This window comes from Marivirga harenae (assembly GCF_030534335.1).
Classification (GTDB): domain Bacteria; phylum Bacteroidota; class Bacteroidia; order Cytophagales; family Cyclobacteriaceae; genus Marivirga; species Marivirga harenae.
In genome coordinates, this window is the sequence record NZ_CP130565.1 from 171,105 (window position 1) to 196,775 (window position 25,671).

The following is a 25,671-nucleotide window of genomic DNA, read 5'->3' on the forward strand; positions in this document are numbered from 1 at the left end:
TTTGAAAAGATTACCGTAATCTATTCCTTCCCAAGTCAAAAGCTTTAATTTTGCACTTTCTATCATTTAATCATAATCAATAATAGATTAATATACGCAGCATTATGTCAGAATATCAGTTCAGAGAAACCGAAAAGAAATGGCAAGCCTACTGGGAGAAAAACCAAGTATTCAAAGCAGAAGACAACTTTAATAAACCAAAGTACTATACACTAGACATGTTTCCCTATCCATCGGGAGCAGGATTGCATGTTGGGCATCCTTTAGGATATATTGCTTCAGATATTGTTGCTCGTTACAAAAAGCAGCAGGGTTTTAATGTATTACATCCTATGGGATTTGATTCCTTCGGACTTCCTGCTGAACAATATGCTATTCAAACTGGGCAGCATCCTGCAATCACTACAGAGCAAAACATTAATCGATACATTGAACAGCTGAAAAATATTGGTTTCGCCTATGATTGGGATAGAGAAGTTCGTACTAGCGATCCCTCTTTTTATAAATGGACACAATGGATATTTATGCTATTATTCAATAGCTGGTATGATAAAGTAGATGATAAGGCAAGACATATTCTAGTGCTAGAAGAGCACTTCGAGAAAACTGGTAACCAATTGGTGAAAGCAGCCTGCGATGAAGAAGTTGAGCCTTTTACAGCAGAAGATTGGTTCAATTACTCTGAAGAGGAAAAACAAAAAACTCTGCTAAAATATAGAATTGCGTACTTATCGGAAGCAGTAGTGAACTGGTGTCCGGCTTTGGGCACAGTACTGTCCAATGATGAAGTCAAAGACGGATATAGCGAAAGAGGAGGACATCCTGTGGAGCGAAAAAAAATGATGCAATGGAGTATGCGAATATCAGCATTTGCTGATCGCCTGCTAAGAGGATTGGAAGAATTGGATTGGCCAGAGCCTGTGAAAGAAATGCAACGCAACTGGATTGGGAAGTCAGTTGGTGCTCAATTAGGTTTTCAACTTTCTAAGAGCGAGGAGAAAATAGAGGTTTTTACCACCAGAATTGATACTATTTATGGAGTGACCTTCATGGTATTGGCTCCAGAACATGAATTAGTAGAGAAAATCACTACTTCAGCACAAAAGGAATCAGTAAAAGATTATGTAAACATTGCTAAAAATCGTTCTGAACGGGAAAGAATGACTGAAGTAAAGCGTGTTTCAGGAGTCTTTACTGGAGCATATGCTATACATCCTTTCACCGAGGAAAAAATACCAGTATGGATTGGCGATTACGTATTAGCGGGCTATGGAACAGGTGCTGTAATGGCCGTTCCTTCCGATGATGATAGAGATAAAGCATTTGCAGAGCATTTTGAGCTACCTATCGTAGAAGTCGTGGAAAATGATAAAATCATCAATTCTGATTTTTTATCAGGCCTGAATATAAAAGATGCTCAAATGAAAGCTATTGACTTTTTGAAAGATAAAGGAATTGGTTATGCTAAAATTAACTATAGAATGCGAGATGCTATTTTCAGTCGTCAGCGTTACTGGGGAGAGCCAGTTCCGGTTTACTTCAAAAATGATATTCCTTATTTATTAGAAGAAGACCAATTACCATTAAAATTACCTGAAGTAGATAAATATTTACCAACGGAGGATGGTGAACCTCCTTTAGCCAGAGCCAAAAACTGGAAGACAGAGGAAGGATATAACTTAGAAAAAAGCACCATGCCAGGTTGGGCAGGTTCTAGTTGGTATATGTTCCGGTATATGGATGCCCAAAATAAGTATGCATTTGTTGATGAAGAAAAGCAAAAGTATTGGGAAAATGTAGATTTATATATCGGAGGTTCAGAACATGCCACTGGACATTTATTGTACTCTCGTTTCTGGACAAAATTCCTCTACGATTTAGGCTATATCAGCGTAGATGAACCATTCCAAAAGATGATTAATCAGGGGATGATTCAGGGAAGAAGTAATTTTGTTTATAGAATTGAAGGTCAGAATAAATTTGTCTCTCATGGACTAAAAGACGAATACAAAACACAAAGTCTTCATGTTGATGTCAATATTGTACATAACGATACCTTGGATTTAGAAGCTTTTAAAAGATGGAGACCCGAGCATGCAGATGCTGAATTCATCCTTGAAGACGGGAAGTACATTTGCGGTGCAGAAGTAGAAAAAATGTCTAAGTCCAAGTACAATGTGGTCAATCCTGATGATGTGATTGAAAAGTACGGAGCAGACACTTTAAGACTTTACGAAATGTTTTTGGGGCCACTTGAGCAGTTTAAACCTTGGAATACCAATGGAATTGACGGAACTGCAAAATTCTTAAAGAAACTATGGCGATTATTTCATGATGCAGATGGTAATTTCAAAGTGGCAGAAGGCGAGCCAGAAAAGCAAGCATTAAAAGCCTTGCACCAAGCCATTCAAAAAGCGGAATATGATATCGAGAATTTCTCCTTCAATACATCAGTTTCTACTTTCATGATTTGCGTGAATACATTAACTGAATTGAAATGCAATAATAAAACAGTATTAAGTGATTTAGTGAGGATAATAGCTCCATATGCTCCTCATATCTGTGAGGAACTGTGGTCACTATTGGGTAATGAAGGTAGTATTTCGGAAGCAGGTTGGCCAACTTTTAATCCAGATTTCATTAAAGAAGATGCTCATACTTATCCTGTATCGGTCAATGGAAAGCACAGAGATAATATGACTTTTGCTCTAGATGCAGCAAAAGAAGATATTGAAAAAGCTGTTTTAGAAAATCCTAAAGTGCAAAAATGGATTGAAGATAAGCCAATCAAGAAAATGATTATTGTGCCCAAGAAAATTGTGAACATTGTAGTTTAAGCGGCCCAAGGTAGACGCTTGGACAAAACTTGTACCGCATTATGCAACTTTGATAGCTGGTGCAAGCGTCTCGCTTGTGCCTTATTACATATAAAGACTTTCTATTTTTAATAATTGAATAAATTCTATGAAAAGCAGTGCAGTAGTCCATGAGTATTTCAAAAGAGTTTTTGATGACTATATAGTCCTAGTACAATTGAATCCAATGGACTTCAGTGGATTGGAATTAATTGTTCATCCTGACAAAAAACTAGAGAAAACCAAAATGCAATTTGATGAGGACATCAAAGAGGATTTGGAAGTTGATGAATTTAAACCGATCTCGGCTTTAGAGTTCAATTTATATTTAAAAGGACTGGCTTAATAAAAGATATTAAAAATGCCTAAGCGGATTATTGAACTTGCAACATACCTTAACTACAAATATAACTTGCGCAAGAATCTCGCTTGGGCCGATGCTAAAAGAAATTAGATAAATTTACAAGCCTAAAACTATTCCTACCTGATTTGGACCTAATTGCACATGTGATAAAAAATCAGAAATCTGACTGCTGTGCTTGCTGTGGATAGTATGCAGAGCAATATCAAAAACGAAAAGAAAGCAGCCTTGTAAAATCACCGATTTACCATAGCCTCTTAATCTTTCTGGTCTGTTGGTAGTATTTTTAGCTTTTTCAATCAAATAAAATCCGCCAGCTATATAAGCCAAATCCAAACCCGCATTGAATAACAATGTTTTTTGAAAAGATACTTGATCGTCTAATAATACGGAAGCATTTTCTGGTATTTCGCCAGTAGCAGTGAAATAATAACCTGCACCTGCAATTCCTAGGTTCACTACATTCCAGATCAGGTTCATTTCATGAAAATAAGCAGTCTGCCCACTGCCTTGACTCCTTCCAATAGCTCCTGAAATCATGTTTCCAACAGCCCATGTGCCTAAAATGGCCATCCCCGTTTTTCTAATTTTTACATCATTTTTGTATGCTTCTAAGAGAGCATCATTTTGAGCAAATCCTTCAATTGTAAAAAATAACATAAAAAAGATGAATAGCAAGCAATACTTTTTCATAGTAAATAACTTTCAATTTGTTTGAATACTTACAACATAAAGCATCTAAACTTACACTTTGTTTACATACTAATTCTTTTTCAAAAAATCATGGCAGAAATTGATCAGCTCACTAAAAAACAATTCAAATTCCACTTCAAAGGCTTTATGATGCTTTTTCAATTCAGCAACCGACTGCTCCATTTTGGAGTTAAACTTTGAGCGATTTGCCATACCATGCATAACCCGTTCAATTCCTTCAAAATATTGATAGTTGTACAACCAATCGTGTTTTATCATGAAAGGAAGCATATGAACGACCTTTTTGGGCAATATGCTGATATAGCTTTCCAACATTTTATACTGCTGATCAACATATACCCTTAAATCCTGGTCGTGATAATTTTTCCAATTTCTGGCTAAATAATGATCATAATAAATATCTACAATCACACCTGCGTAATGACCATATTTAGGCCTTAACCTATCTTTGCTCTTTTGCACAACAGAATGATGGTCTGTGAATTCATCTATTGCCCAATGCATTTTGATGCCCTTATTAATGGTTTCAGTATAATTCTCCATGTCGGAGGCTTTTACAAAATCACCAATGAAATTGCCAATTTTAACTTCATCCAATTCACCTGATAGATACAAATGCGCCAAAAAATTCATGATTTTCAATATAAGGTAATTCAATCAATAATTCCCTAACATTTTGTATATTGCTCATTGATGTGATGATTTTTTAAACCATGAAATTTGAGTTGGCATTGACTAGTGAAAAAATACACTCCCATTTAATCCATTTATATCAGCTAGCCAAAATTGATAATCGCTTCGTAAAAGAAGAAAAAAGATACCTCTATGCTTTAGGTAGAAAGAATGACGTCACTGAAAAAGAGGTTGATGACATCATAGAAGACTCATCAACTGTAGCCTTTCATGAACCGGAAACGATCAAAGAAAAAATCATTTTTCTATATGAATATATTCAAATGATGTTGGTCGATAACAAACTGGATGAGCGCGAGGCTCAAATGTGTGCAATAATTGCAGAAAGAATGGGGTTGGACAGAGGATTAGTTGGCAGCATGACCAACTCTATTGTGACGGCTAAAGACGAAGATGAAAAGCCTGAGTTAAGTGATCAGGAATTATCATTATATATCACTAACCCTGATGATTTACTTTAATATTGGATATAAAAATAATACGTAAAATTAACATTATATGAAAAAGCTATTACAAGTCTTAATATTGGGCTTTTTAAGCACCAGTTTATGTGCACAAACAAGCTATTTGCATTGTGGAAAATTAATAGATGTGGAGAAATCCAAAATCTTAAATGAAATGACCATTATCGTAGAGGGCGATAAAATACAGTCGATTGAAAATGGATATGTAGAAGCACCTGAGGGTGCTCAGGCCATTGATCTAAAATCAAAAACAGTAATGCCAGGACTATTCGATATGCATGTGCACCTAGAGAGCGAAACCTCAAAGGATGGGTATATCAAAAGATTTACTTTAAATGATGCCGATATTGCTTTTCAGTCCACAGTATATGCTAAAAAAACATTGATGGCAGGCTTTACTTCGGTTCGTGATTTGGGTGGAAGTGGAGTTAACAGCAGCTTGAGAGATGCAATAAATAAAGGCTTTGTAGATGGGCCAACCATTTATTCTGCTGGAAAATCAATAGCAACAACAGGAGGTCATGCAGACCCAACTAATGGCTATAAGGATGACCTAATGGGAAATCCAGGGCCTGCCGAAGGTGTTGTGAATAGTCCGGAGGAGGCAAGAAAAGCAGTCAGACAACGCTATAAAAACGGAGCAGATGTTATCAAAATCACCGCGACTGGTGGTGTTTTAAGTATGGCTAAAAGTGGTCAAAATCCTCAATTCTTTGAAGATGAATTAAAGGCTATTGTAGAAACTGCGAATGATTACGGAATGCTAACTGCAGCTCATGCTCATGGGGATGAAGGAATGCAGCGTGCCATAAGGGCTGGAATCAAAACCATTGAACATGGTACTTTAATGTCTGAAGAAACTATGAAATTGATGAAAGAATATGATACATATTATGTCCCGACCATTACAGCAGGCAAAAGTGTAGCGGAGTTAGCAGAAATTGAAGGCTATTACCCAGAAGTCGTAGTTCCTAAAGCAAAAGCAATAGGGCCAAAGATTCAAGATACTTTTAGCAAAGCTTACAAATACGGTGTTAACATCGCTTTCGGAACCGATGCTGGGGTATTTATACATGGTGATAATGGAAAGGAATTTGGCTATATGGTAGAAGCAGGAATGAAACCCATGGAATCCATTATTTCTGCAACTGTAACTCCAGCTAAGCTTCTAAATGTTTATGACCAATATGGATCAATTTCACAAGGCAAAATTGCTGATATAATTGCAGTAAGTGAAGACCCTACGGAAAATATCAGGACGATGGAATCAGTAGATTTTGTAATGAAAAAAGGAAAAATTTTTAAAAATCAATAATTTGAGTTAATTGTTCAATACTAGAACGTAGAAAAAGGTCACGGCTTGGATTTGCTTAATTCTAGATGCCAAATTCACATCAATTTTAGCCCATAATTATTTTAAGTACTTATGGGCTTTTTTGTTGAAAACCCAGCACGCTAAAGGCCCTTTTAAATAAGACATTCACTCGTCATTTTCAATTAAATAGGTCATCCCTCGTGTTCAAATACGAACGATCGACTGTCCGTATTTAAGACTGATTCAAGCATCCATGTACATTATAGCTGAGATATAGACATATGAGCTATTGGCACAACAATTGAATTATGCTTTTAAAAACTAACTAAAATCATGATAAAGTTCTTACTTTGGTGTATACTACTAGTAATATGTTGGCCTTTGGCAATTATTGTGCTATTTATTTACCCTATAATTTGGTTGATACTACTTCCTTTTAGATTGCTAGGTTTTGCAGTTGGCTTTTCCTTTAGCATAATCGCAGGGATTTTCTTATTCCCATTTTTAGTTGCAGGCAGAACTTAATCTTTCGATTTTCATAATTTACGGATATCTAGTAACCTTTTACTAGCTCCAACGCTTATCTTAGCAAGATTAAACTTGTAAAATTCAATTATGGATAAGATAGCAGAAGACTTTCTATTTAAATATTTAAATAACGCAGCACCAACGGGATTTGAGACCAGTGGCCAAAAACTTTGGCTAGATTACATCAAACCTTATACAGATGAGTTCATTCAGGACAATTACGGAACTGTAGCGGCAATTATCAATAAAGATGCACCATATAAAGTGGTGATCGAAGCTCATGCTGATGAGATTTCATGGTTTGTTAATTATATTTCCGATGATGGCTATATCTATGTAATCAGGAATGGTGGTTCAGATCACCAAATTGCACCCTCAAAAAGAGTAAATATACATACTGAAAAAGGGGTGGTCAAAGGAATTTTCGGTTGGCCAGCCATACATGTCCGCAATAAAGAAAACGACATCAAACCAGAATTAAAAAATATATTTGTGGACGTTGGAGCCGATAATAAGGAAGAAGTTGAAAAAATGGGAATTCATGTAGGTTGCGTTATTACTTTTGATGACGAGCCCATGTACATGAAAGATAAAGATTACATTGTTGGTCGTGCACTAGATAATCGAATCGGTGGATTTATGATAGCGGAAGTCGCAAGAAAAATCCATGAAAATAAGGACAAAATTCCTTTTGCTTTATATATAGTCAATGCTGTTCAAGAAGAAGTGGGATTAAAAGGAGCCCAAATGATAGCACAACACATCAAACCAGACGTGGCCGTTATAACCGATGTATGTCATGATACTCATTCACCTTTATACAATAAGATTGAAAGCGGTGATCAGAAGTCTGGTGGAGGTCCGGTTTTAACTTACGGACCGGCAGTTCAAAACAATCTTTTAAAGATGTTGATAGAGCTGGCGGAAAAAGGGAATATTCCTTTTCAAAGATCAGCAGCAAGCCGAGCTACTGGCACTGATACTGATGCATTTGCGTACAGTAACGAGGGCGTTCCGTCTGCTTTGGTATCACTTCCACTTAAGTACATGCATACGACTGTAGAAATGGTACATAGCAAGGATGTACAATCAGTTATTAATTTATTACATTCATTCATTGTAAACCTTAAAGACAAGCATAATTTTAGATACGATTTGTCTTAATTTATCAAAATATTACTCCTGAAAGCTATTGAGACTTTTTCGATTTACTGATAAAAATCATAATTCTACCTTTGTAGAGTAAATTATCAATAAACACAAAATGAAAAGAATCAGTAGAGTATTTATCGTAGTCGCATTAATGGCTTTTGGTTTCTCTTTAAAATCAGGAGAAAGACCAATGCATGAAATCCATTCTATGCTCATGTTTAATTTTATTAAATATGTGGAATGGCCAGCAGATGCCAAATCAGGTAATTTTGTTATTGCAGTAGTAGGTGATGAAGACGTTGCTTCTACCATTCAAAATTTTTACGCAAAGAGAACCGTGAAAGGACAGGCTGTTAAAGTGGTAAATGTAGATAATGTTAGTGCCGTAAATAATGCTCATGTTCTTTACTTATCAAGCAACAGAAGCAGAGAATTTGACACAGCAAAAGAAAAATTTACAGGAAAATCTACCTTAATGATTACAGATAAAAATGGTTTGGGTAAGAAAGGAAGCTGTATTAATTTTCAAGAAATAAACGGAAAATTAAAATTTGAAATCAACCAAGAATCCATAAAAGGAAATAACTTGAAGGTTTCAAATCAATTATCCAGCATGGGAATATTGATTTAATAAAATATAGTGATTTAGTTTAGTTTTTTACCCTAGCTGGAGACTCGTTTAGATCTCATTGCTAGGGTTTTTTCATTACAATTAAAATATTATAATTAAAACTTATAATATTTTAATATCATTTTACAATTTGATGCTTTATTCTTTATAAAAATATAATTTTCTAAAGAATAGTAGTAATTTTGTTATAAATAGGGAGAAAAATATCTAAGATATGAAACGTACATTTAAAATATTTATAATTGCCTTCTGTGTTTCAATTGGCTTTAACTCATTTAATGTCAATGCACAGAGACCAATGCATGAAATTCACACCATGTTGATATTTAATTTTATTAAATACGTAGAGTGGCCTTCTGAAACTAAATCTGGTGATTTCGTAATTGCTGTATATGGGGATGATGATGTATACAATCAATTATTCAAGTTATATGGACAAAGGGAAATAAAAGGTCAAAATACCAATATTGTAAATGTATCAGATGTTGCTCAAATGGGTGCAGCACATGTTCTATACGTAGCATCTAATAAAAGTAAGGACTTTGAAGATATTTTAGGAAAATATGACACAAAGCCAACGTTAATCATTACGGACAAGCCTGGATTAGGTAAAAAAGGATCTTCTATTAATTTTAGAGAAGCCGGTGGGAAATTGAAGTTTGAAATAAATCAAGCCACTTTTGACAATAGCAACTTGAAAGTATCAAGTCAGTTGGTAAACATGGGAATAGCAATTTAAGTAAATTAATAACTATTTTACTCAAAGCTTCGTCCAAAAAGACGAGGCTTTTTTTTTGACAATTCATTCATTAAATAAAAAATATATGGTCAAAATTCAGGACCAAATCGGTAATCACTTAAGCTTAAATTCTAAGCCTATAAGAATAATCAGCTTGGTCCCATCAATAACTGAGTTTTTGTATGATTTAGGCTTGGAAGAAAGAGTTAGCGGCATCACAAAATTTTGCGTTCATCCAATGAGTTGGAGAAATGAAAAACAAATTATTGGCGGTACAAAACAGCAGCACCTTAAAAAAATAAAAGACTTAAATCCTGATTTAATAATTGCCAGCAAAGAAGAGAATGTGAAGAGCTTCGTTGACAAACTTTCAAAAAATTGCCCTGTCTATGTTTCGGATGTCACTGATTTTAGTACTGCAATTCAAATGATGATCGATATAGGGTTTTTAACAGATACTGAAGAAAAAGCAAGGACTATAACGCAACAAATAAAACTGGACTTTGACTCTCTACATATAGCGCATCAAAGAAAGAAAGTCGCTTATTGCATTTGGAAAAACCCTTGGATGTGGGCTGGTCCAGATACATTTATTTCAAAAATGCTTAGCTATTCTGGCTTCACGAATACTATTTCCAAGGAACGCTACCCCGAAATAAATATGGATGAAATCATTAAGGAGAATCCAGACTATATCTTTCTTTCTTCTGAACCCTTCCCTTTCCACACTAAACATATTGAACAATTAACTACCACATATCCTAAAGCAAAGTTTAAAATTGTGGATGGGGAAATGTTTAGCTGGTATGGAAGTCGAATGTTAAAAGCCCCAAAATATTTTAATTCACTTTTGCATGAACTCAAATCCGAATAATTGCAAATCATCCCAAAAAGTAGGATAGGACTTATTGACTACTTCAATATCATTTATTTGCAAAGCATTATTTATTGCTAGTGGAGCAAATCCCATTGCCATTCTATGGTCCTCATATGTTTCGATAATAGGCTCGCTCTTAATCGAGAAATCACTGGTTTTAAGCTTCCAAACCCCTTTCTTTGATTCAATTAATTGGCAATTGAACTTAGCTAGCTCATTTTGAAGAGCCAAAATTCTGTCTGTTTCTTTTATCCTTAAACTTTCCAAACCTGTCATTTCCAAATTGATTTTCAAGGAAGCTGCACAAGGCAAAACGGTTTGGGCTAGATCTGGACATTTTCTGAAGTCCAATTTTAGTTCTTTTTTTAAAGCTAAGCTATGCTTTTCAATTAACAGTCCTTCATTCTTAAATTCAAAATTTACACCAAAATCTCTGGCCATGCTTTTTATTACTTGATCACCTTGAAAACTTTCTGATTTCAGCCCTTCTAAAAGCACTTTTTTACCAATTTTAGATTGAGCAATTATAGAAAACCAATAACTTGAAGCTGACCAGTCTGACTCAACAATTTGCATACTTTTTTGATATCCCTGATGAGCTATTTTGATAAAGTCTCCATTTTGAGAATATCGAATTCCTGATAAATGCATCAGACCCAAAGTCATGTCAATATAGGGTTTACTGAAGGTCGGAGGTTCTATTTCCACTTCCAACCCACTAGGTAGAATAGGTGCCACCATCAGCAAAGCAGAAATATATTGACTACTGATATTACCAGGAATTGATAGTGTTGAGCTAATCTGCTCTTGAAAAGGATTAATTCTCAATGGAGGATAACCATCCTTATTTTCATAACTTATATTTGCTCCAATTGAATGAAGAGCATCCACCAAGGTACCAATTGGACGGTTTTGCATGCGTTCAGTACCTGTTAATATCACCTCCTTTTTAGTAGTAATTGCAAAATAAGCAGTTAAGAACCGCATGGCAGTTCCTGCGTCTAGCACATCAAAAATCTGGCTGTCTAAATCTGCCGTTAATAATTTAATAAGGGTCTGTGTGTCTCTTGCACTTGAAAGATTCTCAATGGTAATCTTACCCCCTGAAAGAGCATTCATTATCAGCAATCTATTAGATTCGCTTTTCGAGCTGGGCAAATTGATAGAACAAATTTGCTGATTGGTAGAATTTTTATATTGTTTTATAAAATAATTCAAAATATTCTTTATTGGTTTAAACTGTTTTTATAAGTTGAACGTTATAAAGCTGTCAACTTTAAAATTTAAATAAAATGAGTACCACAAGTAAATCAATTTTTTCATTCTTAGCAGGTGCGGCTGCTGTTGTTGCCGCAGGAGCTTTTTTAAGCAGTAAAAATGGTAAAAAAGTTACAAGAACTGTAACAGATCGATTAAGAAATATCAAAAGACACACTGAAGAAGGATTAGACTCAGATTGGCTTAATGATTTAAGTGATTCTGCTATTCACAGTGCTAAGACTTTTCGTGAAAAAATGAAGTTATAATATCTCGGCTAGGGCTTGATCTATCACTTCCTCTTCAACAGGAATATCATAGACTGCTGTGCCAATATTCTGAAGTAAACTCATATTGAGGTTACCATTTTCATTTTTCTTATCTTGCTTGCAAAGCCTTTTTATATTATTTAAAGAGGCTTTTTCAATTTTAGGACTGCTGTAAATTTTCCTTAATTCCTCCACTATAATCTGAAACTCACTTTCAGCTAGTAATCCTTTAGATTTGCTTATATAAGCTTCTGCAATCATACCGATCCCTATTGCCTCGCCATGTAATAATTCACTGCTTGTACCTAATAAATGAGTTTCTATTGCATGGCCTATCGTATGTCCAAAATTCAATATTTTTCTTAATCCTTTTTCTGTAGGATCTGCTTTTACTACTTCTTCTTTTATTGCTACTGACTGTTGTATTATTTCGTTCCCGAAACTATTACTACCATTATCAAGACAATCTTGCCAATGCTTTTGATTTGCTATTAAGCCATGTTTAAGCATTTCAGCATAACCTGAAATCAATTGTTTTTGAGGTAAGGTATCATGAAATACCGAATCTACCAATACAGCCTCTGCTTCACAAAATAATCCGATATGATTCTTATAGCCCTGAAAGTCAATACCGGTTTTAGCTCCCACGCTTGCATCCACTTGTGATAATAAAGTGGTTGGGATGTTTATAAATCTAATTCCTCTCTTATAAGTACCTGCACAAAATCCACCCATGTCAGTGATTACCCCTCCACCTAAATTGATAAGTAATGTCTTCCGATCTGCTGTAGCATTAGTTAGTGCACTCCAAACCAAATTGCAACTGCTAAGCGTTTTATTTCTCTCTCCAGAAGAAATTTCAATTAATTTATGAGGCTCTAAATACTCCTTAAGTATAGGATAGCAATACTCCTTGCTATTTTCATCTACTAATACAAACACCTGAGAGTATTGACCTGAAGCAAGAAGCTCCGTTATATAGCTAACTTTCTCAAAATATACTTTGCTCATATAATGGTTAAAGGTTCTACGTCTTTGTTAGCAATCTGCTTTTCTTGTCTTTTGATTGATTCATCATGTATGGCGACCAGTAAGCTTTTCATAAATTTTTCACTCATATCTTTTTCAGTACCTAACGCTACCCTGCTAGCTAAAACATCTTTCCATCTGCCTCCTTGGTAAACTGATAAGTCATGTGCTTTTTTGTATGCCCCTACTTTGTCAATCAAATGAAATCGATCAGATAGTAAATCTATTAGTTTTTGATCAATATGATCGATAGAATCACGCATTTCTTTCAAATTTTCAGGAATTTGATTTTCAAAATCTATTCTCTCACGAAAAGAAATCTCCTTCAGAAGTGTTAATAATTGCTCAGGGTTTAACTGCTGTCGAGCATCTGACCAGGCCTTTGCAGGATCTGGATGAGTTTCTATCATTAGTCCGTCCATTCCAAAATTTAAAGCTCTTTGAGCTACAGTTTGTACCATTTCCGATTTCCCTGCAATATGGCTTGGGTCATTAATGATTTCTATTTCAGGTAACTCCAATTTTAACTGCATAGCTAAATTCCAATTCGGCTTATTTCTGTAAATTTTGTCATAAGGATCAGCAAATCCTCTATGAATTGCAGCTAATTTATTGATACCAACATCGTACATCCTTTCTAAAGCCCCAACCCATAAGGCTAAATCTGGATTGATTGGATTTTTAACCATTACTGGAATATCAACCCCTCGTAAGGAATCTGCAATCTCTTGTACTGAGAATGGATTCACAGTTGTTCTAGCACCGATCCATAATACATCTATCCCGTGCTTTAAAGCAGATTCCACATGATTGGCATTGGCAACTTCCACACAAACGGGAATATGCAAACGATTCTTGACCTTTTGAAGCCAAGGTAATGCTTCTTCTCCCAAGCCTTCGAAATTACCTGGCCGTGTTCGAGGTTTCCAAACACCACCTCTAAACATTCCAATTTGCGGTTCTCGTTCAAAGCTATTGCAAAGCTCATCTATTTGCTTTTCAGTTTCAACTGAACATGGGCCTGCGATTACCACGTGCTTTCCTAGTCCCAAGCCCCAATCTTTCATTTTTAAAGTATTCATAATTTTCTTGTTTTACTATTCCTGTTTCAATTCGATTAAAATTTGATCCCGTAGCATTTCAATCCTGAACGGGCAAAAAAAAAGCCCGACTCTCTCGAATCGGGCTTGCAGTATGATTTAATTTAGAAATTACATAGCATAACAAGGACCGACTCGCCTGAACGGGCTAAAATAAAAGTAAAAATAAAAACGTCCTTGTGTTTTTCTCATGCTTCAAATGTAAAATGATGATTCTTTAAAACAAAATAAAATTCTAAATTATTTTATAAAAATAGCTATAACACCCTTATCTAACGTTCGTTAGCTTTTATTATTTGGTTTATAACACTAATTCAAAATATCATTAAAAAAAACCTTATTATTAGCTATGACATGCTTAATAACTTACTACTAACAATCTAAAAAAAGAAAGATGAGAAGGATCAGGAATAACATATTAGCAATCCGTTCAAATTAAATCTTTATTTTCGATTACACTTTTTAAACTATTACATATGAAAATTTTAAAAATTATAGGAATTGCCATTCTAGGTTTCATCATATTGGCTTTAATTGTAGGTGCTTTTACTGAAAAGGACTATGCTGTTGAGCGAGAAATTGTAATAAATAAAAGTCAATCAGAAGTATTTGATTACGTGAAGTATCTAAAAAACCAAGATAACTTCAGCAAGTGGAGTACCATGGATCCACATATGAAAAAAGAATATAAAGGAGTAGATGGGACTGTAGGGTTCATGTCCTCTTGGGAGAGTGACAGCAGCGATGTTGGAGTTGGGGAGCAAGAAATCTTAAGTATTGAAGAAGGGAAAAGAATAGATTATGCTTTGAGGTTTTTCGAACCATTTGAATCTTCCGAAAAAGCATATATAGAAGTAGAATCTGTTGGTGACAATCAAACAAAAGTCATCTGGGGCTTCAAAGGTAGAATGGATTATCCGATGAACTTAATGTTGTTAGCCATGGATTTTGAAGCTATGCTCGGAGCTGATTTTGAATATGGCTTACAGGAATTAAAAAAGATTTTAGAGTCTTGAATGACATTTACCACCTATTGCAGTCTTTTCACCTTAAATTGCATACTGAAACTGCTCTCGACTGAAGTAAAAACAAGCATTTAGTGAATGGCTCAGTATAATGACTCACAATTTTAATTACATTTAATACCACCGGAATGAATAACTGGAACACATTTTCTAAACGGATAATTATTAGTAAATCTGTTGACCTCGTATATCAATGCTGGGCAACTCAATCGAACATTGAAAAATGGTTTCTAGAAAGCGCAAGTTTCAACTTCGATGCTGGACAGAGAACCCCTGACGATTTTGTGCAGAAGGGAGATACATTTACATGGAAATGGAATAATTGGGACTTTACTGAAAAAGGTGACATTTTAGAAGCTAATGGAAAAGATTTGATATCCTTCACATTTGGAACTGGTGGAACGGTAACAATACAACTTAATGAAATTGATGGGAAGACAGAGGTGATATTAACTCAAAATAGCATCCCTACTGATGAAAAAAGTAAAATGGAAATTTATGTAGGATGCAGCACCGGCTGGACATTCTGGCTTACCAATTTAAAGGCGTTTTTGGAGTACGGAATTACTTTACATGCAAAAGGTTTAAAACAAGAAGAAACCAGGGATTTAGTTAACAGTTGATATTATTAGTATTTATTCACTTTTTCTTTAAAAAACAAAAAGATGGCAACACAATCAAAGAATCCATTTACTTGGGTAGAAATTTATGTGGAAGATATGAGCAGGGCTCAAAAATTCTATGAAGAAGTATTGCAAATAAAAATGACTCCGATGCAAACACCTGGTGGATTTGGAGACTTAGAAATGGTAAGCTTTCCCTGGAATGAATCAGATGCTAATATTAGTGGGGCCCTCTGTAAAACAAAGGAGATAAAACCTGGTAGTGGTGGTACATTAATTTATTTCACTAGCGAGGACTGTGGAAAAGAGGCAGCAAGAGTTGAAGCTGCTGGTGGACAATTATTGCAGCAAAAAGAGCCTATTGGTGAGCATGGATTTTGTAGCATTTGCATGGATACGGAAGGTAACACTATCGGTTTTCATTCTAATAATTAAAAGGTGAAAGGAAATCTGCCCCGAATTTGAAGTAGACAAATTCCCTGCGCAATGTTTCCGAAATCACCCAGCAAACAATCCAAAACTCGTCAGATTTTTTCTTTTATTCGGAATACTTGAAACAATGCTTAAACCATAAAAGGACGCAGTTTCTGCGTGACAAATCGCTCCAGCCTTTAGCTCATTTTCCTTAGACACTTTATCTGCTGCGTGAGAAGTGCTAGAGCAGGTAATCAACGTAGCATTTGGGAAATTCTCAGCAATAAACCTTTTGCTTTCTCCAAAGGCTTTTTCGTGGGAATATAGTTTCACTATATCCTTGAGTTTTATTTGCGGTTTTGAACAAACGCACAATTTTACCTCATATTCCATCTCGTCTAGCAAGGTGAAATTCTTGTTAATTTCATTTTCATGGTTTTCAACGACTCCAGCTAAAGTGTTATACAGCGCAATCCAACCGAGATGTCCAGCTTGAACTGCTTCATAAATCCCAGCAAAACTTTCACAAAATTCTATTTCTTGTTGGCCACCTAAATATTCAACACAAGAAAGATGATGAAATGAACCTTTGGGTCCCAGCGTATAAATTTTCTTCTTATTCTTCATTATAGATTTCAGTTTGGATCCTTATGGACTCATCGTGAATACTTTGATAAACAGATTTCACAAATTGAGCATCCAAAAACAATTTTTCTCCCCATAAAGGACGGTTTTCTAGAATTTTATTCCAACGTTCCAATTGAAATATAGCCACATTTTTTTCTTTTTTATACTGCCCTACTTTCTTAACTAATTCCAACCTTCTAGATAACACTTCTAACAATTCCTTATCTGTTTCATCAATTTGGTCTCTTATCCCTTCCAACTCATTTCTAAAATCCTTATTTGGAAAGCTCTTCTCTCGGATTTTAAGTTGGTTTAGCATTTCTTTAAGCGCTAATGGAGTCAGCTGCTGAGCAGCATCACTCCATGCCTCATCAGGATTACGGTGTGATTCAATAATTAGACCATCATACTGTAAATCCATTGCCTTCTGTGCGATTTCAAAAAGTAGATCTCTTTTGCCTGCAATATGGCTTGGGTCATTGATCAGAAGGATTTCAGGATAACGTGACTTAAGTTCTATTGGAATTTGCCATAGAGGAATATTCCTATAGATACTTTCTTGATAGGTAGAAAAACCTCTATGAATTGCGCCTAGTTTTTGGATTCCCACAGCATCAAATCTCTCCAATGCTCCAACCCATAAAGCCAAATCCGGATTAATGGGGTTCTTCACTAAAACAGGGATATCATCAACACCTCGCACCGCTTCCGCAATCTCTTGAATATTAAAAGGATTAACAGTAGTTCTTGCTCCTACCCATAAAATATCAATATCGTTTTTTAATGCTAAGTCTACATGTTCAGCAGAAGCTACTTCTATTGCAAATTGCAAGTGTGGATATAGCTCTTTAGCCTTTTTAATCCAGGGAAAAGCCATTTCACCTACACCTTCAAAGCTGTTAGGTCTAGTTCTTGGCTTCCAAACCCCTGCTCTAATAGTTGTAATACCACTCTCCACCAATCCATCAACCGTTTGTATCAACTGTTCTTCTGTTTCCGCACTGCAAGGGCCAGCAATTACCCACGGTTTCCCTGTTGAATACCAATTTTTAATCTTCATAAAATTTTAAATAAAAAGATGCAATTTAATCAATTTAACAAAAAGGACGTGACATCGTTTTCCTTATATTTGCGGACTTAAATTAATTGTATGGAAGTAACAACAAACCCAATTTTTGATGATGTATCCATTGCCTTCACCAGCAAGTCAGATCGACAATTAAGAAAAGCATATTGGCTTTTCACTTTAATGGGGAAAGGATGGTTAGTAGCTATTGGTAAATTTTTTGTGAAGCTAGGATTTGCTTTGCATCTACCCATCAGCAAATTGATCTACTGGACGGTTTATGACCAGTTTTGTGGAGGGGTAACTATCAAGGATAGCCAAGGCACTATTGATGAGCTGTCTTCTCACGGAATAGGAAGCATTTTAGATTATTCCGTAGAAGGGCCAAAAATGAAAAAGGATTTGATAAAACTATGAATGAAATCCTGAGAACGATTGATCGTGCTGCTAATGATGATAATATCCCCTTTTGTGTATTTAAACCATCAGGTATTGCTTTAGGGAAAATCTTCACAAAAATTCAGGCCGGTCAGAAATTGACGGAGAAAGAAGAGGGAATCCATCAACGGAATATTGAAAGATTTGAGAAAATATGTCAAGCAGCTCATGATCAAAATGTAAGAGTATTAATTGATGCAGAAGAAAGCTGGTTGCAAGATCCAATAGATGAGGTAGTGTATGAAATGATGGAAAAATACAATAAAGAAACTGCCATCATTTATAATACTTACCAAATGTATCGTGCAGATATGTTTGAGAATTTGAAAAAAGCACATAAAAGAGCATCTGAGAAAGGCTACTTCATTGGTGCAAAATTAGTAAGAGGTGCCTATATGGAAAAGGAAGCGGAAAGAGCAGAAGAAATGGGGTATCCTAATCCCATCCAAATTTCGAAGGAAAGAACTGACATAGACTATAATTCTGCCTTGGAGTATTGTGTTGAAAACTTAGATAATTTTTACGTATTTAACGGTACTCATAATCAATATAGCAACTATTTTCTAGCTTATATGATGGATAAGCATGGTATTCAGCCTAGTGACCAGCGAGTACATTTTGCTCAACTCTACGGCATGAGTGACAACATCTCATTTAACCTTGCTGACAAAGGTTATAATGTAGCCAAATACGTCCCATATGGGCCGGTAAAAGCAGTTATGCCCTATTTGTTCAGAAGAGCAGAAGAAAATACAGCAGTTGCAGGTCAAAGCAGTCGAGAGTTTTCATTGATAAAGGAAGAAATTCAGAGACGGAAGGAAGAAAGAAAGAAAAAGTAGTATTGACTGTTGGAGGATAGTACTGGAAGTTTTTCAGAGTATCTCCCACTGAAATTTATAATTGCAAATATGACACATAAATTAATTATCATCTTAGGTAGTATTTCAGGAGCAATAGCAGTCATCTTAGGAGCTTTTGGAGCTCACGCATTAAAAGACAATTTAAGCGCAGCGGGAAGGCTAGAGACATACGAGACTGCTGTCAAATATCAAATGTACCATAGTTTGGCCTTGATTCTATTAGGGATTTTGATGCTTCATTTTCAACACCGACTATTAAGCTACGCTTCATATTCGTTCCTGTTGGGAACAATTATTTTTTCTGGAAGTCTGTTTGCACTTTGCGCCACGGGAATCTCTAAATTAGGAGCAATTACGCCTATTGGAGGCGTCTTCTTAATAGCTGGATGGGTTCTTTTAGCAATCGGGATTTATAAAACTGCCTAGGACTCAAACCGTATAGCTTCATATGGCGAATTCAATTAAGTGTAAAAATTGTGGGGAATGGAACAATATTGAAGGTTCGGAGCAGCAGAAATGTTCAAATTGTGGAGCACCTATACAAGACCCTAAACAAGAAAGACTAGAACAAATCAAAAAATACAAACAAGAACAGCTGGATAAATGGATGTTTACCATCAGAGAAGATGATAATGCGTTTATTAGGTTTTCTAAAAAAGCTGGTAATATCTCATATATCGTAATTATGTCGATAGTTGGATTTTTCGCTTGGTTAGCAGCTGTTCTACCTATATAATTATGACTTTTCAGACCCTAAAAAATCCATTGGTCTACATTACCATGATTTTGTTTTTGACCAATCAGATGATTGAGAATTGGCTTAGTTTTACGGTCCCTGTTATCCATGCCTATCTTGACGACCTTCTTTGCATGCCGGTAATCCTTGGTCTAAGTACACAAATAATTCAATGGATTCATCCCCTGAGGGATCTTTATCACTTAGATAAGAAGGCTATAACTATCGTGGTATTGTTTTATAGTATTCTATTTGAAGGAATTCTACCAATGGTAGAACTCTCCACATATACGGCCGACTGGATTGATGTCATTTTATACTCTCTAGGCGGCTTTACCTATTACAATCTGATTAGTAAAAAAGTAAAAAGGGATTATTTGGCGTTATTGTATAAACTGTAATTCTTATTCATTTATATTTCGCTCACTCAATTATTATCACTTTGCATCTTTTTTCTGTGATAAAAGATGCAGTTCGCAACTCTGCATTCTAAGTTCTCCTACAACCCATTTGAATTCATAGGATCTTTCCTAACCAAGTAGAATTAAATACAGCATCCTTAATTCTCTTCTTCGGCAAATTTAGTTTCTTGTAGTTTATCGTTGAAGTAAATTTCAGTTTTCAACCATTTACCAGCTTGATTAAAGTATTTCCATTCCTCCACTTTTTTGTTGCCAGCATATTTTCCGCTTATGGCTACTTTTCCATTTTCATGATATTGAAAGTATTCTCCATGTGCTTTTCCAAATTTATAAATAGTAGTTTCCCTTTTTTGCTCGTCTGGATAGTAAGATATTTCCAATCCAGATTTTTTACCTACTTGATAATTTACTTCATATTTAAGTCCTCCCCCATTATAATATTCTGCATACATCCCATGCAATTGACCATTACTATAATTTTCGATCTTTATTAAATCTTCATCTTCATTATAAAATGTCCACTCCCCAAACGGCTCGTCACTTTTGAAGTATTGAGTCGACTTCAGCTTACCATTTTGCCACAATTCTTCAACTTCTCTATCATTTCCTTCATTGGAATAAACAGTTTTCACTTGTAAGTTTCCATTGCTATCGTACTCTAAAAAATTCCCTGAAAGAAAGCCATTTTTGTAATTGCGCTCAACTTTTACAGTTCCGTCAGAATAATACGAAATGTTTTCACCATCTAAATTACCTTCTTTATAAGAACCAATTAAAAGCAAATTACCTGCTCTGTCAAAGGTTTTAAATTCACCAGACTTTACACCCTTTTGATTTTCAAAAACTGTTTCCAACTGACCATTATTAAAGAAAGTTTTAAATTCACCACTCAATTCCCCATTTACGTAATGCTCCTCGGTTTTCATCTTCCCATTGGGGTAGTAGCGCTGGCTGATACCATTTGGCTCTCCATTTTTATAATTAATTCTCTGGGCTAAGATTCCATCTTTAAAATACTCCAAGACTTCCCCATCAGGCTTCCCATTTTTAAAATCACTTTCGCTTTTGAGTTGTCCTTCTGGATAATACAGCTTGAGTTTACCATTTAAGGTATCATTCTTAAAATTGGCTTCTTGCAAAGTATTACCTTTTTTACCATAAACTATTGTTTTTCCAGTTCGACTTCCTTTTACAAAGTTAGTCGTTCTCATTAAAGTCCCGTCAGGATAGTACATTTCAAAAACACCATCTTCTTTACCATCCTTAAAAATGCCCGTGGCCATCAGTTCACCACTTTCGTAATATTTCTTATACTCCCCCTGGATTTGGCTAGTATCTCCATTGGCAATGAAGTAAACCTCTTTGGTTGAGGTACGATCAGTGCTATCATAATAATTGGAAATTTTTTGCAATTCTTGAGCGCACAATAATTGAGTTGTAAACAAAAAGAGAAAAAGGGGGAAGAGGAAAGCTCGCATGAAAAATTATTAATGTGGTTAATAAAAAACAGCTTGCAAAGATAACTTACAAGCTGTTAAAATATTGTAGAATGACTTAATTGTCAGTTAAGTTCCATATTGTGTAGATGAATATAAAATCATCAAACAAGGGAATGCCTTTACAATTTCTCAATTACAATAGCTGAAGCACCGCCACCGCCATTACAAATACCCGCTACACCTATTTTACCATTTTTTTGGCTAAGGACAGAATGCAAAGTCGTCATAATTCTTGCACCTGAAGCTCCTAAAGGATGCCCTAAAGCAACTGCACCACCAAATACATTAACTTTTTCAGGATCTAAACCTAATTCCATATTATTAGCAATGGCTACAGCAGAAAATGCCTCATTAATTTCATAAAAATCGACTTCCTCTTTGCTAACACCTGCTCTTTTCATAGCAATAGGAATTGCTAGAGAAGGAGCAGTAGTAAACCATAGTGGATCCTGTGCGGCATCACCAAATCCTCTGATTTTAGCAATTGGCTTTATACCTAAAGCATCAGCTTTTTCTTTGCTCATGAGAACCAATGCTGAAGCACCATCATTGATGGTGGAAGCATTTGCAGCAGTGACTGTTCCGTCTTTTGCAAAAACTGGTCTTAGGCCTGGTATTTTTTCAAATCTAACATTTTTGAACTCTTCGTCTTCAGAAATTACCAAGGGATCACCTTTTCTTTGAGGAACCTCAACAGGAACAATTTCTTCCTTAAAGCTTCCGTCTTCAGTAGCTTTTGCAACTCTCTTGTAGGAATTGATCGCATATTCATCTTGCTGTTCACGAGTAATTTTCATCTCTTTGGCAGTATTGTCTGCACAGTTCCCCATTGGAAATTTATTGTAAACTTCCCAAAGACCATCATTCAAAAGACCATCAACTAATTCGCCATTTCCGTACTTATAGCCATATCTAGCTTTTGGGATATAGTAAGGAATGTTAGACATACTCTCCATTCCACCTGCAACGATAGTGTCAGCATGACCTAACATGATACTCTGAGCACCGAACATCACAGATTTCATTCCGGATGAACACACTTTATTTACGGTTGTACACGGAACATTAAAGCCTATACCAGCACCTATAGCCGCTTGTCTGGCTGGGGCCTGTCCAAGGTTAGCAGACACTACATTTCCCATGAATACTTCATTCACTTCTTTAGCGTCTACATTGGCTTTAGATAAAGCTCCTTTAATAGCGGCAGAACCAAGTTGTACAGCACTTAGGCTAGCTAAACTTCCTCCAAAACTTCCGATTGGTGTCCTTACTGCGGACACAATATATACTTCTTGCATTACAATTTTATTTTAGTCGTTTCAATGTAAAATTAATTAAAATAAGCTTGGGATAAAACCTGAATCAAAATTACCAATCAGGTTTGCCCGAATCTTGTTTTTTGGTCGCTTTCTTCCTCAATTGCTGAAAATATTGAGACTCTTTATTTCTTAAGGCCTCCAATATCATTTGAGCCTTTTCTTCGGAAATATTCATTTCTTCTAGCTTCTGTTTCGCACTTGGTTTCATATCCTGCTCTTCCCCATCTTTTTGTTCCTCTCCCTCTTTTTGTTCCTGTTGCTTTTGCTCTTCCTGCTCTTTTCCTTTTTCCTCCTTATTTTGCTCCCCGTCTTGCTGCTCAGCATCATCTTTCTGTTGCTGCTCCTCCGATTCTTTATCTTCTTGGCTCTTTTCTTGATTCTCGTCTTGCTTCTGATTTTCAGAGTCTTGATTTTCCTTATTTTGTTGGTCCTTATTTTCTTGATCTTGTTCCTCCTGATCTTTATTCTCTTGATTTTGGTCTTGATTCTGATCTTGATTTTGCTTTTCTTGCTCTTGCATTTTCTTTTTGAGCAACTCATAATTATAACGAGCCTTACTATTGCTAGGATCTGCTTTCAAAGCCTCTTTAAAAAAAGACAGGGCACTTTCATATTCCTTTTGCATTTCAGAAAGATTACCCATTTGTAGCATAGATCTAGATTTTAATTTGGCGTTCTCAACATCAGAGACCCTCCTATAAGCATCAAATGCATTGACTGTATCCTTCAACTGAAAATAGGCGTGAGCCCTATTCAATTCAGCCTCAGGACTTTCATATCCCAACGAATCTAAAAGGTAAGTATAGTGTTCTACGACTTTTTCATAATTGCCATTTTTCAAAGCCTGTTGTGCTCTTTCTTTGGCAGCATTTGCCTTGGCTATTTTTCCTACAGGATCAATAGCAGCAAGTTGAAAAGAAGTAAAAAACCCTAGTAATATGAATACAAAATTCTTCATATTTTAATTATTTTAAGTGTGGTTACTAAATCTAATAACAGCAAAATGATGGCTGCAATCAAAAAATAAAAATATTTATTAGCTGATACATCAACAGTTTTGGCATCTTTTAATTCCCCTTCTATATTATTAATGGTAGCAATTAACCTTCCCACTTCATTTTCACCTTCATTAATCTCAAAATATTCGCCATCTGTTTCATCTGCAAGATTCTTTAAAGATCGAGCATCTAATTTGGTGATTATTTCATTTCCACTTCGATCTTTTCTAAACCCTCTTCGAGTTCTGATTTTACTACCTTCCTCAGTACCCACTCCTAGTGAAAACAATCGAATTCCAGACTCATTGATTTTGGTTACTGCACTTTCCGTGTCATCCCCAAAATCCTCACCATCGCTAATAAGGATGATGATTTTTGATTTTTGCTGATTAGAAGGGCCTTCCTCTGACGTTAATTTTTCATGTGCCATTGTTAAAGCCCCTCCAAAATCTGTACTGCTTCCTGGAACCAAACCTGTATTCAATGTCTCAATAAATAGATTGAGAGCATTTTGATCATATGTTAATGGACATTGAACAAAAGCCTCAGACGAAAAAATTAGCAAACCAATCCGATCAGAATTAAAAGCATCGACTATGTTTTTCAATTCATATTTAATTTTTTCAAGTCTAGTGGGTGCAACATCATAAGCATCCATGGAAGCGGATAAATCTACTGCTATCATAATATCCTTCCCTACTGCCTTAATTTCCTTTTTATCATCGCCAAAGGAAGGTCCTAACAGGGAAATAATAAGCAAAGTAAATACAGCAGACCTTAACAAAAATTTTGGCAAAATATTGGAATAGGCTTGACCAACTCTTTTAGCTACAGAAAAAACCCGAAAGGTATAAGTCAGATAGAGTACTAAAAAAATAATTATAAATATAATCTCTTCCGCCCCGAGGGAGTGAATCCAAGTCATAGATTTAAATTTTTACAAAAATATAAAAGCAAATGTAAAGGGCAACATTGATTTGGTTCTAAGATTTGTAAAACGACAGAAAGAATGTCTTGTTATAATTTTCAGGATTAATATTAAACGGATTTTTATACCTCAGACATTTCAAACCGTCAGGTAGACAATTCATATTATTAATGAGCATTGAAAATGAAAAAGTGATTTAATAAATATTGAAGAATTAATTTACTGGCATACAGCGGGATGAAAACAATATCTAAAAAAAGTTAGATTTATTTTGATTCTGATTTGGTAGAGACGGAAAACTTCCTTTATATTTGCATCACTTTTCGGAAACGAGGAGGGGATTTGAGTTAAACAAAGCCCGGAGAGGTGGGTGAGTGGCTGAAACCACATGTTTGCTAAACATGCGTACGTGTTAAAGCGTACCGGGGGTTCGAATCCCCCTCTCTCCGCAGAAAGTTCTTAGTACAAAAGAGAGATTAACAGTAAAATCTCGGGGTGTAGCGTAGCCCGGTATCGCGCCTCGTTTGGGACGAGGAGGTCGTAGGTTCGAATCCTGCCACCCCGACTATTAGAGTTTAAACACTCACAAAAACCCCTTAAATTCAGTTTTAAGGGGTTTTTTATTTTATTTGTTTTCAAATAATACCAAATAAAAGCATTTGCCGAGTGAACAATTCGGTGAACACCAAAATTTGGCTGGTGAACACTTTTATTTTAAGTTTACAGTTGTTG

General features: G+C 35.6%; 28 protein-coding genes and 2 tRNA genes. 19 read left to right on the top strand and 11 right to left on the bottom strand.

Annotation, left to right across the window (positions count from 1 at the left end; all coding sequences use genetic code 11):
• The first annotated feature begins 104 nt into the window (after window positions 1–104).
• On the top strand, window positions 105–2,837 hold the full coding sequence (leuS, locus tag Q3Y49_RS00740) for a leucine--tRNA ligase (RefSeq protein WP_303270304.1): 2,733 nt from the start codon (window positions 105–107) through the stop codon (window positions 2,835–2,837).
• 127 nt (window positions 2,838–2,964) lie between these two features.
• Complete coding sequence (locus Q3Y49_RS00745; RefSeq protein WP_303270305.1) at window positions 2,965–3,201, top strand: hypothetical protein; 237 nt, start codon at window positions 2,965–2,967, stop codon at window positions 3,199–3,201.
• 114 nt (window positions 3,202–3,315) lie between these two features.
• Here Q3Y49_RS00745 and Q3Y49_RS00750 read toward each other — a convergent pair whose 3' ends face one another.
• Window positions 3,316–3,876, bottom strand: coding sequence for a DUF6992 family protein (locus tag Q3Y49_RS00750; RefSeq protein ID WP_303270306.1), 561 nt, complete (start codon window positions 3,874–3,876; stop codon window positions 3,316–3,318).
• Window positions 3,877–3,978: 102 nt separating this feature from the next.
• Window positions 3,979–4,563: an acyl carrier protein phosphodiesterase gene (locus tag Q3Y49_RS00755; protein ID WP_303270307.1), complete on the bottom strand. Its 585-nt coding sequence runs from the start codon at window positions 4,561–4,563 to the stop codon at window positions 3,979–3,981.
• An 80-nt stretch (window positions 4,564–4,643) separates the two neighbouring features.
• Here Q3Y49_RS00755 and Q3Y49_RS00760 point away from each other — a divergent pair, with 80 nt between their 5' ends.
• The 6 genes from Q3Y49_RS00760 (at window position 4,644) to Q3Y49_RS00785 (ending at window position 10,326) form a co-directional block, all read left to right on the top strand.
• Window positions 4,644–5,084 (top strand): hypothetical protein, encoded by a 441-nt coding sequence (locus tag Q3Y49_RS00760; protein ID WP_303270308.1) that lies wholly within the window; start codon window positions 4,644–4,646, stop codon window positions 5,082–5,084.
• 37 nt (window positions 5,085–5,121) lie between these two features.
• The gene (locus tag Q3Y49_RS00765; protein WP_303270309.1) at window positions 5,122–6,402 is read left to right on the top strand and encodes a metal-dependent hydrolase family protein; all 1,281 of its coding nucleotides are present in this window, start codon (window positions 5,122–5,124) and stop codon (window positions 6,400–6,402) included.
• Window positions 6,403–7,017: 615 nt separating this feature from the next.
• Entirely contained in the window at window positions 7,018–8,094 is a 1,077-nt protein-coding gene (locus tag Q3Y49_RS00770) for a M42 family metallopeptidase (RefSeq protein WP_303270310.1), read from the top strand.
• A 100-nt stretch (window positions 8,095–8,194) separates the two neighbouring features.
• Entirely contained in the window at window positions 8,195–8,713 is a 519-nt protein-coding gene (locus Q3Y49_RS00775; RefSeq protein ID WP_303270311.1) for a YfiR family protein, read from the top strand.
• Between the two features lie 214 nt (window positions 8,714–8,927).
• Window positions 8,928–9,452, top strand: a complete 525-nt coding sequence (locus Q3Y49_RS00780; protein ID WP_303270312.1) for a YfiR family protein — start codon at window positions 8,928–8,930, stop codon at window positions 9,450–9,452.
• An 85-nt stretch (window positions 9,453–9,537) separates the two neighbouring features.
• Window positions 9,538–10,326 (top strand): ABC transporter substrate-binding protein, encoded by a 789-nt coding sequence (locus Q3Y49_RS00785; RefSeq protein WP_303270313.1) that lies wholly within the window; start codon window positions 9,538–9,540, stop codon window positions 10,324–10,326.
• On the opposite strand, the gene Q3Y49_RS00790 is transcribed toward Q3Y49_RS00785, so the two are convergent.
• Window positions 10,297–11,547, bottom strand: a complete 1,251-nt coding sequence (locus tag Q3Y49_RS00790) for a 3-phosphoshikimate 1-carboxyvinyltransferase (protein ID WP_367892463.1) — start codon at window positions 11,545–11,547, stop codon at window positions 10,297–10,299. The two genes, Q3Y49_RS00785 and Q3Y49_RS00790, sit on opposite strands and share 30 nt — an antisense overlap.
• 74 nt (window positions 11,548–11,621) lie before the next feature.
• Here Q3Y49_RS00790 and Q3Y49_RS00795 point away from each other — a divergent pair, with 74 nt between their 5' ends.
• Window positions 11,622–11,855, top strand: a complete 234-nt coding sequence (locus tag Q3Y49_RS00795) for a hypothetical protein (protein WP_303270314.1) — start codon at window positions 11,622–11,624, stop codon at window positions 11,853–11,855.
• Here the strand turns inward: Q3Y49_RS00795 and aroB are convergent.
• Both aroB and Q3Y49_RS00805 read right to left on the bottom strand, forming a co-directional pair.
• Window positions 11,850–12,866 carry a 3-dehydroquinate synthase gene (aroB, locus tag Q3Y49_RS00800; RefSeq protein WP_303270315.1) on the bottom strand — a complete coding sequence of 339 codons (1,017 nt, stop codon included), beginning with the start codon at window positions 12,864–12,866 and terminating at the stop codon, window positions 11,850–11,852. The two genes, Q3Y49_RS00795 and aroB, sit on opposite strands and share 6 nt — an antisense overlap.
• Window positions 12,863–13,966 carry a chorismate mutase gene (locus Q3Y49_RS00805; protein ID WP_303270316.1) on the bottom strand — a complete coding sequence of 368 codons (1,104 nt, stop codon included), beginning with the start codon at window positions 13,964–13,966 and terminating at the stop codon, window positions 12,863–12,865. The genes aroB and Q3Y49_RS00805 overlap by 4 nt, the downstream gene beginning before the upstream one ends.
• 494 nt (window positions 13,967–14,460) lie before the next feature.
• Between Q3Y49_RS00805 and Q3Y49_RS00810 the strand changes: the two genes are divergently transcribed.
• The 3 genes from Q3Y49_RS00810 (at window position 14,461) to Q3Y49_RS00820 (ending at window position 16,067) form a co-directional block, all read left to right on the top strand.
• Window positions 14,461–15,000, top strand: coding sequence for an SRPBCC family protein (locus Q3Y49_RS00810; protein WP_303270317.1), 540 nt, complete (start codon window positions 14,461–14,463; stop codon window positions 14,998–15,000).
• Window positions 15,001–15,137: 137 nt separating this feature from the next.
• On the top strand, window positions 15,138–15,632 hold the full coding sequence (locus Q3Y49_RS00815) for an SRPBCC family protein (RefSeq protein ID WP_303270318.1): 495 nt from the start codon (window positions 15,138–15,140) through the stop codon (window positions 15,630–15,632).
• A gap of 42 nt (window positions 15,633–15,674) precedes the next feature.
• Complete coding sequence (locus Q3Y49_RS00820) at window positions 15,675–16,067, top strand: VOC family protein (RefSeq protein WP_303270319.1); 393 nt, start codon at window positions 15,675–15,677, stop codon at window positions 16,065–16,067.
• A 63-nt stretch (window positions 16,068–16,130) separates the two neighbouring features.
• On the opposite strand, the gene Q3Y49_RS00825 is transcribed toward Q3Y49_RS00820, so the two are convergent.
• Together Q3Y49_RS00825 and Q3Y49_RS00830 are read right to left on the bottom strand one after the other, a co-directional pair.
• Window positions 16,131–16,673: a prephenate dehydratase domain-containing protein gene (locus tag Q3Y49_RS00825; protein WP_303270320.1), complete on the bottom strand. Its 543-nt coding sequence runs from the start codon at window positions 16,671–16,673 to the stop codon at window positions 16,131–16,133.
• Window positions 16,663–17,733, bottom strand: coding sequence for a bifunctional 3-deoxy-7-phosphoheptulonate synthase/chorismate mutase type II (locus tag Q3Y49_RS00830; protein ID WP_303270321.1), 1,071 nt, complete (start codon window positions 17,731–17,733; stop codon window positions 16,663–16,665). The genes Q3Y49_RS00825 and Q3Y49_RS00830 overlap by 11 nt, the downstream gene beginning before the upstream one ends.
• Before the next feature lie 90 nt (window positions 17,734–17,823).
• Between Q3Y49_RS00830 and Q3Y49_RS18695 the strand changes: the two genes are divergently transcribed.
• The 5 genes from Q3Y49_RS18695 to Q3Y49_RS00850 all read left to right on the top strand — a co-directional run bounded on the left by Q3Y49_RS18695 (window position 17,824) and on the right by Q3Y49_RS00850 (window position 20,174).
• Window positions 17,824–18,156, top strand: coding sequence for a proline dehydrogenase family protein (locus Q3Y49_RS18695; protein WP_367892464.1), 333 nt, complete (start codon window positions 17,824–17,826; stop codon window positions 18,154–18,156).
• Complete coding sequence (locus Q3Y49_RS00835) at window positions 18,153–19,016, top strand: proline dehydrogenase family protein (RefSeq protein WP_367892465.1); 864 nt, start codon at window positions 18,153–18,155, stop codon at window positions 19,014–19,016. The genes Q3Y49_RS18695 and Q3Y49_RS00835 overlap by 4 nt, the downstream gene beginning before the upstream one ends.
• A gap of 69 nt (window positions 19,017–19,085) precedes the next feature.
• Window positions 19,086–19,463, top strand: coding sequence for a DUF423 domain-containing protein (locus Q3Y49_RS00840; protein WP_303270322.1), 378 nt, complete (start codon window positions 19,086–19,088; stop codon window positions 19,461–19,463).
• Between the two features lie 22 nt (window positions 19,464–19,485).
• Window positions 19,486–19,773 (top strand): hypothetical protein, encoded by a 288-nt coding sequence (locus tag Q3Y49_RS00845; RefSeq protein WP_303270323.1) that lies wholly within the window; start codon window positions 19,486–19,488, stop codon window positions 19,771–19,773.
• Between the two features lie 2 nt (window positions 19,774–19,775).
• Entirely contained in the window at window positions 19,776–20,174 is a 399-nt protein-coding gene (locus Q3Y49_RS00850; RefSeq protein ID WP_303270324.1) for a magnesium citrate secondary transporter, read from the top strand.
• Window positions 20,175–20,332: 158 nt separating this feature from the next.
• Here the strand turns inward: Q3Y49_RS00850 and Q3Y49_RS00855 are convergent, their stop codons facing one another.
• The 4 genes from Q3Y49_RS00855 to Q3Y49_RS00870 all read right to left on the bottom strand — a co-directional run bounded on the left by Q3Y49_RS00855 (window position 20,333) and on the right by Q3Y49_RS00870 (window position 24,936).
• Window positions 20,333–21,673 carry a toxin-antitoxin system YwqK family antitoxin gene (locus tag Q3Y49_RS00855; protein WP_303270325.1) on the bottom strand — a complete coding sequence of 447 codons (1,341 nt, stop codon included), beginning with the start codon at window positions 21,671–21,673 and terminating at the stop codon, window positions 20,333–20,335.
• Between the two features lie 140 nt (window positions 21,674–21,813).
• The gene (locus tag Q3Y49_RS00860) at window positions 21,814–22,992 is read right to left on the bottom strand and encodes an acetyl-CoA C-acyltransferase (RefSeq protein ID WP_303270326.1); all 1,179 of its coding nucleotides are present in this window, start codon (window positions 22,990–22,992) and stop codon (window positions 21,814–21,816) included.
• A 70-nt stretch (window positions 22,993–23,062) separates the two neighbouring features.
• Window positions 23,063–23,971, bottom strand: a complete 909-nt coding sequence (locus tag Q3Y49_RS00865; protein ID WP_303270327.1) for a tetratricopeptide repeat protein — start codon at window positions 23,969–23,971, stop codon at window positions 23,063–23,065.
• Window positions 23,968–24,936, bottom strand: coding sequence for a vWA domain-containing protein (locus Q3Y49_RS00870; protein WP_303270328.1), 969 nt, complete (start codon window positions 24,934–24,936; stop codon window positions 23,968–23,970). Before Q3Y49_RS00870 ends, Q3Y49_RS00865 begins: the two co-directional genes overlap by 4 nt.
• A gap of 363 nt (window positions 24,937–25,299) precedes the next feature.
• Here Q3Y49_RS00870 and Q3Y49_RS00875 point away from each other — a divergent pair.
• Window positions 25,300–25,388, top strand: a tRNA-Ser gene (locus Q3Y49_RS00875).
• Window positions 25,389–25,430: 42 nt separating this feature from the next.
• Window positions 25,431–25,504, top strand: a tRNA-Pro gene (locus Q3Y49_RS00880).
• Window positions 25,505–25,671 lie beyond the last annotated feature (167 nt).